At 29.6% G+C, this 14,270-nt stretch carries 11 protein-coding genes; 2 read left to right on the top strand and 9 right to left on the bottom strand.

The genetic code is table 11. The features are described 5' to 3' along the window. Window positions 1-7: 7 nt before the first annotated feature. The 6 genes from HBE96_RS20955 to HBE96_RS20980 form a co-directional block, all read right to left on the bottom strand. Window positions 8-1,633, bottom strand: coding sequence for a S41 family peptidase (locus HBE96_RS20955; RefSeq protein ID WP_169299650.1), 1,626 nt, complete (start codon window positions 1,631-1,633; stop codon window positions 8-10). Window positions 1,634-1,827: 194 nt separating this feature from the next. Continuing rightward, a complete protein-coding gene (locus HBE96_RS20960) occupies window positions 1,828-2,715 on the bottom strand; it encodes an SLAP domain-containing protein (protein ID WP_169299651.1) in 888 nt (295 codons plus the stop codon). Window positions 2,716-2,900: 185 nt separating this feature from the next. After that, window positions 2,901-3,257 carry a hypothetical protein gene (locus tag HBE96_RS20965; RefSeq protein WP_169299652.1) on the bottom strand — a complete coding sequence of 119 codons (357 nt, stop codon included), beginning with the start codon at window positions 3,255-3,257 and terminating at the stop codon, window positions 2,901-2,903. Window positions 3,258-3,482: 225 nt separating this feature from the next. Further along, window positions 3,483-5,099 carry an ABC-F family ATP-binding cassette domain-containing protein gene (locus HBE96_RS20970; RefSeq protein WP_169299653.1) on the bottom strand — a complete coding sequence of 539 codons (1,617 nt, stop codon included), beginning with the start codon at window positions 5,097-5,099 and terminating at the stop codon, window positions 3,483-3,485. A gap of 265 nt (window positions 5,100-5,364) precedes the next feature. Further along, window positions 5,365-7,500, bottom strand: coding sequence for a sodium-translocating pyrophosphatase (locus tag HBE96_RS20975; RefSeq protein WP_169299654.1), 2,136 nt, complete (start codon window positions 7,498-7,500; stop codon window positions 5,365-5,367). A 323-nt stretch (window positions 7,501-7,823) separates the two neighbouring features. Beyond that, a complete protein-coding gene (locus HBE96_RS20980) occupies window positions 7,824-8,627 on the bottom strand; it encodes an SLAP domain-containing protein (protein WP_169299655.1) in 804 nt (267 codons plus the stop codon). Window positions 8,628-8,814: 187 nt separating this feature from the next. On the opposite strand from HBE96_RS20980, the gene HBE96_RS20985 reads away from it, so the two are divergent. Both HBE96_RS20985 and HBE96_RS20990 read left to right on the top strand, forming a co-directional pair. Continuing rightward, window positions 8,815-10,083, top strand: coding sequence for a cell wall-binding repeat-containing protein (locus tag HBE96_RS20985; protein ID WP_169299656.1), 1,269 nt, complete (start codon window positions 8,815-8,817; stop codon window positions 10,081-10,083). Window positions 10,084-10,239: 156 nt separating this feature from the next. Continuing rightward, the gene (locus HBE96_RS20990) at window positions 10,240-11,118 is read left to right on the top strand and encodes a hypothetical protein (protein ID WP_169299657.1); all 879 of its coding nucleotides are present in this window, start codon (window positions 10,240-10,242) and stop codon (window positions 11,116-11,118) included. Window positions 11,119-11,161: 43 nt separating this feature from the next. Here the strand turns inward: HBE96_RS20990 and HBE96_RS20995 are convergent, their stop codons facing one another. The 3 genes from HBE96_RS20995 to HBE96_RS21005 all read right to left on the bottom strand — a co-directional run bounded on the left by HBE96_RS20995 (window position 11,162) and on the right by HBE96_RS21005 (window position 14,259). Continuing rightward, window positions 11,162-11,635: a hypothetical protein gene (locus tag HBE96_RS20995; protein ID WP_169299658.1), complete on the bottom strand. Its 474-nt coding sequence runs from the start codon at window positions 11,633-11,635 to the stop codon at window positions 11,162-11,164. Window positions 11,636-11,902: 267 nt separating this feature from the next. Next, entirely contained in the window at window positions 11,903-13,087 is a 1,185-nt protein-coding gene (locus HBE96_RS21000; RefSeq protein ID WP_169299659.1) for an ABC transporter permease, read from the bottom strand. Beyond that, window positions 13,084-14,259 carry an ABC transporter permease gene (locus HBE96_RS21005; protein WP_169299660.1) on the bottom strand — a complete coding sequence of 392 codons (1,176 nt, stop codon included), beginning with the start codon at window positions 14,257-14,259 and terminating at the stop codon, window positions 13,084-13,086. Before HBE96_RS21005 ends, HBE96_RS21000 begins: the two co-directional genes overlap by 4 nt. Between the last annotated feature and the right edge of the window lie 11 nt (window positions 14,260-14,270).

Below are 14,270 nucleotides of genomic sequence, written 5' to 3' on the forward strand. Positions count from 1 at the left end.
TCTATTCCTACCTTACAGTATATGATTTAATTGTATCTTTTACTTTTACATAATAAGTTTCACCACTTTTTAACTCTTCCTTAGGTACTAAACTCACTTTTTTGCCATCAACTTTCTTTATATCAAAGGCAGCTCTTTCTCCTGTTTCAACATCTATAATTTCAATATCCATATTATTTTTAATAGTGTTTTCATCTACATCTTTATTAAAAGTTACATTAAACACTTTATCTTTAGATACACTACTTGAAGAATCTAAAGCTTTTACGTTAGAATAGAAGAACTTATACACATTATTAAAGTAATCTTGTGGTGCTTTAGTCCAACCTTCCTTAGTACCTATATAAACATTATCTTTTGAAACTGTGCTCAGTATATACTTAAATGCAGCCCAGTGAAGTTCATCCTTAGCAGTATTTAAATCTATCTCAAAATCTTTTCCTCCTGCATTTACCTTCACATAACCTGTTTTGTCTACATTATTTTTGCATTTCCCGGAAAATAAGTCTGCAACAGCTAAAGAATCTACATTTTCTACCTTAAAATCTGGAGATATTCCAGTTTTTTGTATAACATTTCCCTTAGGAGAATAAAACTTTTCTGTTGTTAACTTTAAATAGCTTCCATCTGATAAAGCAAACATTTGTTGTGCTACTCCCTTACCATAGGTTGTAGTACCTATGAAAAAAGCCTCGTTATAATCTTTTACTGCAGCAGATAAAATTTCTGAAGCACTGGCAGTATACTCATTGACAAGGAAAAATACAGGCTTATCTATAACGCTGCCTTTGTCACTAGCTAAATATCCCTGTTTTTGTCCTTGCTTATTTTCTATGATTATTGCACGCTTCTCTCCTATAAAGTTTCCTGCCATATCTAATGCGGTACTCATATATCCACCGCCATTATTTCTTAAATCAATTATGTAAAACTCAGGATTCTTAGACTTAAGTTCTTGCAACTTTTTAGTAAACAAATCAGATGTATCTGTTCCAAAGGAACTCACCTGTATATACGCAGCATTATCATTTAACATTTTTCCTTCTACTGTTGGTATGCTTATTGATCTTCTTGTAACATTAAAAGTCATTTCAGAATTTTCCCTTTTAATTACTAAGTTAACACTTGTTCCTTCTTCTCCCTTTATATAGGAAGAAGCTTCATCTGAAGCTACACCCGCTAATGATTTACCATCTGCAGATATTATTATATCTCCCTGTTTAATACCAACTTCTGCGGCTGGAGAAGTCTCTATAACACCTTTTACTTTAACTCCTTCTGGAACAATTCCTAAATATATTCCAATCCCATACATTTTATTATCTATAGTATTTACAAAACTTTGTTGTTCCTGCTTAGAAAAATATGCTGAATATGGATCATTAAGTCCTTTTATCATTTCTTCTATAGTAGGTGCATTTAATACGCTATCAGGCACTGTAGTAACATAATTTTGCTTAATTTTGTTCCTAGCTTCTTCTATTACAGAAGAATCAGCTGCTTGTACACTAAATGTAAAACTCGAAATAAAAAATAGTACAAAAGCAAAAGTTGATAGTATACCTGATATACTTGCTTTTTCGCTGCTACTACATTGTTTTTGCTGCTCAATGCACCTAATTTTGTTTTCCATTATTTTCATCCTCCTGAAAATTGTTATATTGTGTATTATAGAAATTATACATCATTTTGGAATTTATTAAAACAAATAATTTGTTAAAATTATCAATGTAAAATTTACTAAAATTGTAATTATAAAAAAAGCATTTTAAAAAATACTTTTTCTAAAATGCTTTTTTATTTACTCATAAATTATTTTTATTCACTTTAATTTTCATTCGAAGGTTCTTTAGCTACTTCCTGTAAGTTAAATTCAACTTTCCAATCATTTAAAGCAACATTTTCTTCTAACTTTAAATTTGTTGGAAATGCAAAGTTGAATATTCTAGCCTTAAGCGCTCCAACTTCAAAATCTTCAAGCTTAAATAAATTTGACTTTACAACATTTCCTTTATCGTCCTTTAATGTTATAGGTATTTCCTTTAACGCTATTTGTTTGTTATTACCATTTCTCATTACCACTGTAACTATTATACTTCCATTTTCTTGAATTCCTATGCTAAACGTAGAAATAGTAAATTCTCCTTCATTTACATCTGGAAGACCTTTTAAAAAGTTATCAAATACAAGCTTATCTTCCAATTCAATACTTTTAGGCAACTTTTCATAATTTACATTAACTCTTCTTGAAGCTTTAATTTTTGTATCAAAACCTAAACTCCAATCATCCATAGGAATTTTTTCTACATACACATTTTTCTTTTCAAAGCAGACTTTTACTGGTCTTGCTCCCTTAGGTGGAATTGCACCCAAATTTTTCAAATTAAAAATTTGATAAGCTAGCATCTGATTTTTAGAATTGTATATAATTAAAGGGATTTTATCCAATGATATTTCTTCTGAAAAACCATTTCTTATATAAGCCTTAACTTCTATCTTTTCTCCTAAATCATAAGCATACACACCAGAAACATTTAGCTGACCTTCCTTTATTGGTGGAAGTTCTTTTATTTCATCTTCTAATATATCTTTTTGAACATCTGACATTACATTATCATCATTTTCTAAAAGAGAAAGAACTGTAGGTACTTCTAATGTTTCAGCATTTACATCTGCAACTCTATTAGATTTGTTGTTTTTCATTTTTTTCATCATTATAATATAAACCTCCAAGTTTTGTGTACTAATTCCTTTATCATACTTATGTTAAAATCAATGATCTCTTATTTTCTTAACTATATTTTTACGTTTCTAACTTAATATAACATACTATATATTCAAAATCAAACTAAATCATCTTTTTAATATTATATCTGTTAGCATTTCATTAGTCCGTAATTTTAATTTTTTACAATTATATTTGCTATATTTTTGTTTTTTTGAACTGCTTGAACATTTATTTTTATACCTTTATATTCCTTTTTCAATGCTTCTACATACTTATTTACTAGTTCCTTAGCTTCTTTTTCACTTATATCATCTTTAAAAACCATAGTTGCAGTTACTATATTATTTCGAACATATACTTGACCATCTATTAAATCTTTTTCCTTCTTAATCTGATTTGTCCTTTTTACATCTTGAACTAGTTTATTAGGATCCTTATCAGGTTTAACAGCTTTATAGCATCCTGTTAAAGACATAAATATAGACATACATATTGTAATTAACATTAGCTTTTTTAAAATCTTTTTCATGAATTAAACATCTCCTCCTGATTTATATAAGCTATTATAATTTTTATCCGCTTTATAAAACAATATTTTAAACAAATAACTCAATATTAATTATATCATTACATTAATATAATTAATATTGAGAAATGTTCAATATTTTGTAAATAATTTCTTAATTTTATCCCCAACTACCCATTATAATATTAATTCTAAATAAAATTTATTTGGTACAATCATTATTAAATATTACTTATACATACTTTCTAATTGCTTTTGAATATCTTCACTTTCTAAATATTCGTCATAACTCATATTTCTATCCATTATTCCAGCAGGTGTAATTTCTATAATTCTGTTAGCAACAGTTTGAACAAACTGATGGTCATGAGATGTGAAAAGTATTGTTCCATCAAAATTTATTAAACCATTATTTACTGCTGTAATAGATTCAAGATCAAGGTGATTGGTTGGCTCGTCTAATATTAAAACATTAGAGCCGCTTAGCATCATTCTTGAAAGCATGCAACGAACCTTTTCTCCTCCTGAAAGGACACTAGCTTTCTTTAAAGCTTCTTCTCCTGAGAAAAGCATTCTTCCAAGGAATCCCCTTATAAAACTTTCTGATTTCTCTTCCGAAAACTGACGAAGCCAATCAACTAAAGTTAAATCTACTCCTTCAAAATACTTATTATTATCCTTTGGAAAATAAGATTGAGATGTAGTTATCCCCCACTTATATTCACCAGCATCAGGCTCCATTTCGCCAATTAATATTTGAAATAAAGTAGTCTTTGCTAACTCATTTGTTCCTGCAAAAGCTATTTTATCCCCTTTATTTACAATAAAACTTAAATTGTCTAAAACTTTTACACCATCTATAGTTTTAGTTAAACCATCAACTGATAAAAGATCATTACCTGCTTCTCTGTCAGCCTTAAAACCAACAAAAGGATATTTACGTGAAGAAGGTTTTATATCATCTAAACTTATCTTATCCAATTGTTTCTTACGTGAAGTAGCTTGTTTTGATTTAGAAGCATTAGCACTAAATCTTGCAACAAAGGCTTCCAACTCTTTAATTTTTTCTTCTTTCTTTTTATTTTGGTCCTTAGCCATTTGAAGAGCCAACTGACTTGATTCATACCAAAAATCATAGTTTCCAACATACATTTGAATCTTTCCAAAATCTAGATCAGCCATGTGAGTACAAACTTTATTTAAAAAATATCTATCATGGGATACTACTATTACAGTATTTTCAAAGTCCATAAGAAAATTTTCAAGCCAATTAATAGACTTTATATCTAAATGGTTTGTAGGTTCGTCTAATAATAGTATGTCCGGTTTTCCAAATAAAGCTTGAGCTAAAAGAACTCTTACTTTCTCCGCACCATCTAAATCTTTCATAAGCTTCTCATGAAGATCTATAGATATTCCAAGTCCCATAAGCAAAGATGCAGCTTCTGCTTCTGCTTCCCAACCATTAAGTTCTGCAAATTCACCTTCAAGCTCTGAAGCCTTTATTCCATCTTCATCTGTAAAGTTTTCTTTAGCATATATAGCATCCTTCTCTTTCATAATGCTGTATAATCTTTCATGTCCCATTATAACTGTCTCTAAAACTTTATGTTCATCGAACTCAAAATGATTTTGTTTTAAAACTGCCATTCTTTCTCCAGGAGTTATTATTACCTCTCCTGTATTTGCTTCAATTTCTCCTGAAAGTATTTTTAAAAATGTTGATTTACCAGCTCCATTAGCACCTATAAGACCATAACAATTTCCTGGTGTAAATTTTACATTAACATCTTCAAATAACTTACGTCCACCATACCTTAAACTAATATTACTTGTACTTATCATATTTATTAAATTCCTCCATTTATAAAATGTATATTCTATTTTAAATCTATGTCAATATGAACTAAAATCGTCGAAACACTGCACTATTATATCATATTTGAAGAAAAAAAAAAGCTATGAAATATACATTAACTTAACTTTTACAATTAAAAAAATGCGAAACAACCTTCTTTTCAGAGGACAATTGTCCTCTGTCCTCTGAAAAAGTTCATTCGCATTAAGCTTATATTAAATCAAAATCGTGTATGGACGAAAGTTAAGTATATTAACTAAACAAGGATACCATTACCAGTGTAAGAGTGCTTACAAGTTTTATTAGCACATGTATTGATGGTCCCGCAGTATCTTTAAATGGATCACCTACAGTATCACCAACAACAGCTCCCTTGTGAGTTTCTGATTTCTTTCCTCCGAAATTTCCAAGCTCTATAAACTTCTTAGCATTGTCCCAAGCACCACCACCGTTATTTAAAAACAATGCCATAATTACTCCAGTTATAGTACATATCATTAAAAATCCTGCACCAGCTTCTTTACCTAAAATTACACCAACTAAAATCGGAGCAGTTATAGGTATAATTCCTGGTAATATCATTTCTTTTAATGCACCCTTAGCAACTATATCAACACAGTTTGCATAATCTGGTTTTGCAGTTCCTTCCATTATGCCAGGTATTTCTTTAAATTGTCTTCTAACTTCTAAAATAACATACTGAGCAGCTTTTCCTACTGAACGTATAGCTGCTGAAGAAAAAATAAAAACTACCATAGCTCCTAAAAAAGCTCCTATAAACACCTCACTTTTCCCTATGTCCACAGGGAATACAGAATCCAAAGGTCTTCCAAGTATAGTTTTAACTTGTTCTAAATATGCAAAGAATAGTAAAAAGGTAGCCAAAGCTGCTGATCCTACGGCATAACCTTTTGTTAAAGCTTTAGTAGTATTGCCACAAGCATCTAATTTGTCTGTTATTAATCTTATTTCATCTGGTGCTCCAGACATTTCTACAATACCACCAGCGTTGTCTGTAATAGGTCCGAAAGTATCCATAGCAAGTATATACGCACAGCTAGAAAGCATCCCTATGGTAGCTATAGCAATACCATAAAATCCTCCATTAGCTATGTTAGGTAGTGCATATTCTCCTAATTTATAGGATGCAAATATTGCTATTGAAACAGCTAAAACAGGAAGTGCTGTAGATTCCATGCCCACCGATACCCCTGTAATTATATTGGTAGCTGCTCCTGTTTTTGAAGCTTCTGCAATGGATTTAACAGGTCTATATTTATAAGAAGTATAATAATCTGTAATTAACACAAATATATAACTTAACGCTATTCCACTAAAAGCACATAAATATAAATAAAAACATTTTATATTTCCACCATTAGGTAAATTACCTGAAAACATAGACTTAATAATAAAATATATAAATATTAAATTTAATATTGTAGTAACTAAATACCCTCTATATAGTGCAGTCATAGGATTATCTGTATTATCATCGGCTTTAACAAAGAATAATCCAATTATAGAAGATACGATACCTACACTTGCTGTTACCAGCGGAAACAAAATTCCTTTCCAACCAAAAACAGGATACAATGCAACTCCAAGTATCATAGCACCTATATTCTCTGCTGCAGTAGATTCAAAAAGATCTGCACCTCTTCCTGCACAATCACCTACGTTATCACCAACTAAATCTGCTATAACTGCTGGGTTTCTTGGATCATCTTCTGGTATACCTGCTTCTACCTTACCAACTAAGTCAGCACCTACATCAGCTGCTTTTGTATATATACCTCCTCCTAATTGAGCAAAAAGAGCTACAAAGGATGCTCCAAAACCAAATCCAACTATTAAGGAAGGCGCTTCCTTTATCAAAATATCATTATTCGACATTCCACCATAAATTAAAAATAATATAGTTACTCCTAAAAGAGAAAGCGAAGTAACTGCAAGTCCTGTAACAGCCCCTCCCCTAAGTGCTATAGTAAGCGCTGAGTTTAATCCCTTTTTAGCACCAGCTGCAGCACGTATATTTGAGTGAACTGCCATATACATTCCTATATATCCTGAAAGCCCTGAACACAACGCACCAGTTATAAAAGCAATTCCAACATGTCCTGCATATCTAAAAGCTATATTAGAACCTTTAGATAAATTACCAAAATAGTTTGCAATAATAATTAATAAGACAGTTATAAGTGCCAAAGAAAATATAGTTTTATATTGTCTTTTTATAAATGCCATAGCACCTTCTTTAATGGCATTTGATATATTTTGCATTTGTTCGCTTCCCTTTTCTTGTGAAAATATATACTTAACAAGAAAAAGTATTACCACTATGGAAATAAGTATGGAGAAAAAAATAAGAAATAAATATGAACTCATATTAATAACCTCCTTCTTATATCAAGTGTAATAACAATATATTTATTTACCTTTAAGGGTATAATAATCTTCCAAAAAATTCAAGTAGACCATTTCCTATTTTTACCACATAATAGTGTGTTACATGATAATATTTTAACTTTTATACATAAATCGTAAAATATCTTTTTTCTTTTAATCATCAGAATAAGTTTAAAAATCATATGCTCAATACATTTTTTAATCTCCTAATTTAATATAATAATCATACACAAAAAGGGCTATCTCAAAATGCGTATATACACATTCTGAGAAGCCCTTTTCCACAATATAATTTAAAACTTTTATTCATAAACAACTTTCCATTTATCTTTTTTCATTACTTCATCAGCGCTTAAATTGGTTTCAAAAGCCAAATTACACATTCTAGCTTTCATTGGACTTACCACAAAATTATTCAAATTAAAATTTCCATTAACTAGTATATTATCATTTTCATCCCTAATTGTTATAGGTATTTGTTCTATTTTTACCGACCTTTTTATAGAATTTCTTATTACAATAGTTACTACTATATTATTATTTTTTTGCACATTTATACTAAAAGTTGATATACTAAGATTTCCACCTTCTATTTTAGGAAGGTCTTCAAGAAATTTGTCAAATTCTCCTTTAAAATTCTGGAATTCTTCTGGAAAATTCTCAAATTCAAATTTTGCATAATTTACAGCTTTTATATTTTTCTCAAAAAGAATTTTACAATCCTGTGTAGAAAACTTTTTCATATCCACACAGGATTTTTCGAAATAAAGTTTCCACGGTCTTGCACCACCCGTTGGAATATCACCCATTTCTCTTAAATCAAATCTTTTAGAAGCCACTATTTCTTTTTTTGAATTTATCATAACTAAAGATACATATTCAAAATTAATATTTGTAGGTAATCCATTTCTAAAATATACTTTAGCCTCTATTTCATCTCCATCATCAAAAGTATAAACTGTAGATATATTTATATCATTTTCTTTTATAGGCTCAAATCCTGAAATTTCTTCATTCATAATATCTTTTTGTACATCTGATACTATAGCTTCAAATCTTTCTGGCAATGATAATTCAATTTTTACATTTTGTTTTTCTTCTGACATGCTATACCTCCACTTTTCTTAATATAATCTAAGTATACCACATATTAATAATTTTATATCATTGATTTGCCATTTTTAGTATACATACCTTGTAGAAAATGCTCAACTTTTACTATATAATTAGTAACATAATATAATATTTATGATAAGAAAATTTTATAATAAAATCTGGGGAGGATTATTTAATATGAATAATAAAACTAAAATAGCAGCTTTAGCAAGCACTGCTTTAACAGCACTAGTTTTAGCTACAGCTTTTAATTCAGCAAATGTTTCTGCAGCAGCAGGTTCAGTTTCAAGAACTAGTGGAGCAGACAGATATGCAACAGCTTCTCAAGTAGCTACAAAAAACTGGACTACTTCTGATAATATAGTATTAGTATCTGGAGAAGGTTATGCAGATGCTGTAAGTGCTTCTGCCTTAGCAAAAAAACTAAATGCACCTATACTTTTAACTCCAGCAAAGAACCTAGATTCTAAAACTAGTGAAGCTTTAAATACATTAAAGCCTAAAAACATTTACGTTGTAGGGGGAAATGCTTCTGTTTCAAAAGAAATTAGAAATTCCTTAAAAAGTAACTATAACCTTATAGAACTTTCTGGAACTGATAGATATGCAACTAATGCAGCAGTAGCTGAAAAACTTGTAGAATTAGGAGTTGATCCAGCTAATGTTATGATGGTAGGGGGAGAAGGTTTTTCAGATGCCTTATCTGTGGCTCCTGTAGCTGCTTCAAAAGGACAAATACTTCTACTTGGAATGAATGATGCTAATTATATAAAGCCTGTAACTGATTTTATAAAAAGTCATAAATCCGTAGTAACTGTAGTGGGAACAATTAATGTAATAAATAACGATATTTATACTGCTATTAACGGCGCTAACAGAATAAATGGTGGTAAGGATAGATTTGATACAAACTTAAAAGTACTAGATGCCTTTAAATCTGATTTAAAAATGGACAAGGCTTATATAGCAAATGCTAGTGGAGACGGTTATGCAGATGCTTTAGTAGCATCTGCTTTAGCTGGTAACGCATCTGCACCTCTTGTAATTGTAGATAATGAAAATTCTTCAGCTACAGCAAGTGCAATTGACTACTTAAAATCAAATATAACTTCAACTACAGATCTTCAAGTTGTAGGCGGTTCAGGTGTTGTCTCAGAAAATACAATATCTAAAATAAATGCTGTAGTTCCAACAACTCAAACTCCACCTGTAACTACAGCACCAACTGTGGATATGACTACTGTAACATGCCGTAATCCAATAGATAACTTTTCAACAGCAGTAACATTCAAATTAACTGGAACAGATGCTGAAAATTACACAGTAACTGTAAAAGGTAAGACTGCTGCATATTATTCATCAACTAAATTATTTGGAGTAATGCTTGATAATAAAGTAGTCTCAACAGATCTTAAAGCTTCAGATTTTGTAATTACACATAAGTAAATACTATATAAGTTTAATATATACTATTAAAGAAAAGGAAAGAATAAATTTTTATACATTCTTTCCTTTTCTTTTAATCTATTATTTGACTATATAAACCTATTATGTTAAATTTAAATTTGTGAAATTTATTTTTTTATCTTGGAGGTTTGAAAAATGAAAAAAAAAGTTATACTAATAGTTGTATTAGTTGTATGCGTGCTATGTATAGGTTTATTTGCCTTTAATAAAAGTAAACAACAAAAAAGCACTACTTCTTCAATGAATGGTACAAACTCTCAATTTAGAGTTAAGGCTGCTTTTGCGGATATAGACACTGATATGATAATACAGGATGCAGATTTAAAAGATGATGATCCTAATGCAGATTATGTATTTATAACTTTCACCAATGCTGTATCCGATACTAAAAAAAGCGATAGTACAAATCCATTTAACATAAAAAATTATAAGTTAGATGGAAAAAATTTACCTGATAAATCTAAAGTAGTTCAAGAGAAGGATTATAATTACAAAGTTACAATAGTATTACCTAATGGATATCTTAAAGGGGCTAACTCTAATCATTCATTAGAAATATCAAAGGACTTAAAAAGCAAAAATGGATTAAATATAACTGGAGATTTAAGTTTAAAATTACCTTATAGTAAGTCTGAAGATAGTACTTCAACCAAAACTGAATCTAAAAATACAAAAGATACTTCAAACTCAACTAAATCATCAAATTCTAGCAATGGTTCTAGTAACTCTGCTAAACCTGTTACTTCTGAAGAAAAAGCTGCCATTGCTAAAAATAATGAAAATATGCCAAAATACACAGTTGAAATTATGAAGACTATACCAATGACTACAATAATATTAGTTAAATTAGACACACCAACTCCTGAAAACTATAAAGTATCTATTACCGGAGTTAATCTTCAAATAAAAACTAATAAAGAAGGCAAAAAAGTATTTGTAAATAGCGTGGATAAAGAATATGAATTAGATGAAGTTAAACAACTTATAAAAATTGAAAAAGTAAATCAAAAATAGTTAAAAAGCAGGATATATAAATTTTATATCCTGCTTTTTAAAATTACTCTATTCCATCTAAATCAAAGTTCTCATCACTAGTACTATCGACTGGCTGAACTGTTCCAGAGTTATTTTTTAATTTTAAAGTGCTTAAAGTTTCAGTTGGTGTTGATGGATTCTCCATAAAAGAGACAAAATCGAAGTTAAGATTATTCATCATTTTAGAAAGTGCTTCACTTTGTATAGCACTATTAGGCACATATACATTTCTTGAATTATCAAAATAAGCTTCTATACTAGTTTTATTGTTCATAAAGTGACTATACAGAGCACCTTCAACAGTATCCCCCATATAGTAACTTGCTGCAGACTGTTTTAATTCATCATAATTATACTCATACTTACTGCCATCACTTGTAGCTATAACTATTGCACTTGCTTTTGCAGAAACTTGTCCAGCATTAATTACTGAAAAAATCATAAATCCGCACAAAAATAACATGGTGGTTAAAAAATAAACTTTCTTTTCTTTCATAATTTCCTCCTAATAGTTTAAATTCATTTATTAACGATAAAACAAATACCCTATATAAAATTTTATCGTTATATTTATATATCTCTTTATATATATAATACTAAACTTTTTTTATAATTTCACTACTTTACTACAAAATTTTATTCTGTTATTAATGTTGACTCGTTCAAAAATTTTTTATAAAAAAACCTACAGCATTTTAACAAAAGCTATAGGCATTTTCAACTTATTAAATTATTTATTATTAAATTAATGTACCAACAATGTTTATGCTGCTTCTTTTTTAACCTCTGAAAACTTTTTATACATATATTTATATACTACAATTTTAATTATATACAATGCAACTCCTATAGGCAGCCACACTAATGCATAATGAATTCCTTGCTGTATATATGGTCTTAGAAAGTCTATATTTGCACCCTTTAAGCTTATTACCCTTAAAGGATCAGCTACATATATAACAGGCCATATAGTCTTAACAACATGACTAAATCCATTTGACATCATATACTCAGGCCATGAATACCCTGCTGTAAGGAATGTAGGCACAGACAAACACATAGAAAACCTATTAAAGTCTGCAACCTTATTGAAAATTACAGAAAGTATAAAGGATACCCCAGTAAGATCTATAATAAGTATAGTCATTAACCTAAAATAGTTAGGCACAGTTCCCCTAAGAGGCATGTTAAAATATCTTCCTGCACAATACAAGCATAGTATAAACCCTATATAAGCACATAACATAGCTAAAACTATCCTTGAACAAATAACAACCACCTTTTTAATTCCTTTTTTTGATCGAAGTTTCATTTTTATTATATTAGGTTTTTCTGTAATTAAAATAGGTGTTATTACTGCTAAATAAGTCTGTTGTATTAAAATCGCTATAAGACCATAAATTAAATACTTTCCATAGCATAATTGAGGGTCATATAATATACGTTCAGTAAAAGATAAAGAACTAACTGACTGCTGAGCCAAATAAGGTATCATATTGTTTCCTTCCAGTACATTAAGTTGAATTTTTGCATTTAAAGTATTTAATATGGCACTTCCATAGGATAATGCATTATTACCTATAACTATATTTGTTTCATCTATTAGCAATATAGTTTTGGGAGCCTTCATTTCTACTACATCTTTACCAAAGTTTTTCGGTATAATAATAGCTGCTTGAACTTTTCCTGACTTTATCTTTTCATTAATATCATCATAGGACTGAGCATGGTAATTAACCTTAAAACCTGGATGATCTTCAAATTGCCTTACAATAGTTTGGGATGTAGATGAATTATCTAAATCTAAAACGCCAAAAGGTATTTGTTCAACAAATACCTTGCTGAATACTAAACAGAAAACCCAGGTGAAGAAAATAGGTAAAAGTACAAGAATTGCAACATTTTTTACTTTTGCAACTGTAACTTTAACAAGTTCTTGTTTATTCATACCTCCACCGCCTCTCCAGTATTCTGTATGCTGTTTTTCTTATTCTTAATATGATTATATCCACTTTTAACTGCTTTTTTTGTATAGAATATTCCTAATGAAAATACCCACATGCACAGTATAAACTTAATAAACCAATTTATCTCTGGATTAATATAATTTGGCCCTATGCCATTTAAAAATATTCTTCTCATAGGTCCTGCATAATGTACAAAGGGAAGAACATTTGATAAACTTTGAAAAAATGGTGGCATTGCAAGTAATGGAAAAGTGTATCCTCCAAGTATACTTGTAGGTAAAACCGTTACTGCTCCAATCTGTATTGAAAGTATCTTTTGAGTTACAATTAACCTAATTAAAACCCCATAACTTACTATTGCAATACAAAATAATATAGTCAGCAAAACAGTTTCTTTAGTTGTACCTCTAAAAGGCACTCCAAAATATTTAACCTGTATTCCTAAAGTTATTAAAGTAGAAGCTGCCCCTGCGAGGCCTCCTAAAATAGTCTTAATCCATATGCTTACATAATGTTTTTCCTTTCTAACCAGGTCTGCACCTAACATTACAAAACATACTTGAACAACAGAAATTAACATTCCTATATTTAAAAAGTTACTATAATTTCTAGCAGGATTGTTTAAAAGCCTGTAATTAAAATACATAGGCAGCATATAGTTTCTAGACACCTCTGGCATTACTCCAAGCTTTCCCTGCATAACCTTCTGTATATATCCTGTCTTTATAGATAAAAGTATTTCATCCATTCTAGATTTTGCCGCACTAGTAATTGACATTTGTGATCCATCATAAAATACAAGAACTTTAGGAGCATTTCCTCCTGTTAAATCCTTTGCAAAAGATTGAGGAATAATAACCCCAACTCTTACTTTATTATTTTCTATTAACTTCTTAACATCATAATCATCCTGACTATAATCAGTTACATTAAATATTTCATTATTTTTTATTTCCTTAATAAGCATTTGACTATAAGAAGAATTATCATGATCTACAATTATAGTTGGTATATTTTTAATTTCTCCCTCACGCATTTCGTTTCCCAAAATAAAACTACATGCAATAGGAATTAAAAATATAAAGAAAATAAAAGTTAAAACTGATTTTACTTTTAAGCCTATTTTCATAAAGGTCAGTATTTTATCTTTCATAATAGATTAAT

Source organism: Clostridium muellerianum (assembly GCF_012926525.1).
GTDB classification, from domain to species: domain Bacteria; phylum Bacillota; class Clostridia; order Clostridiales; family Clostridiaceae; genus Clostridium_AM; species Clostridium_AM muellerianum.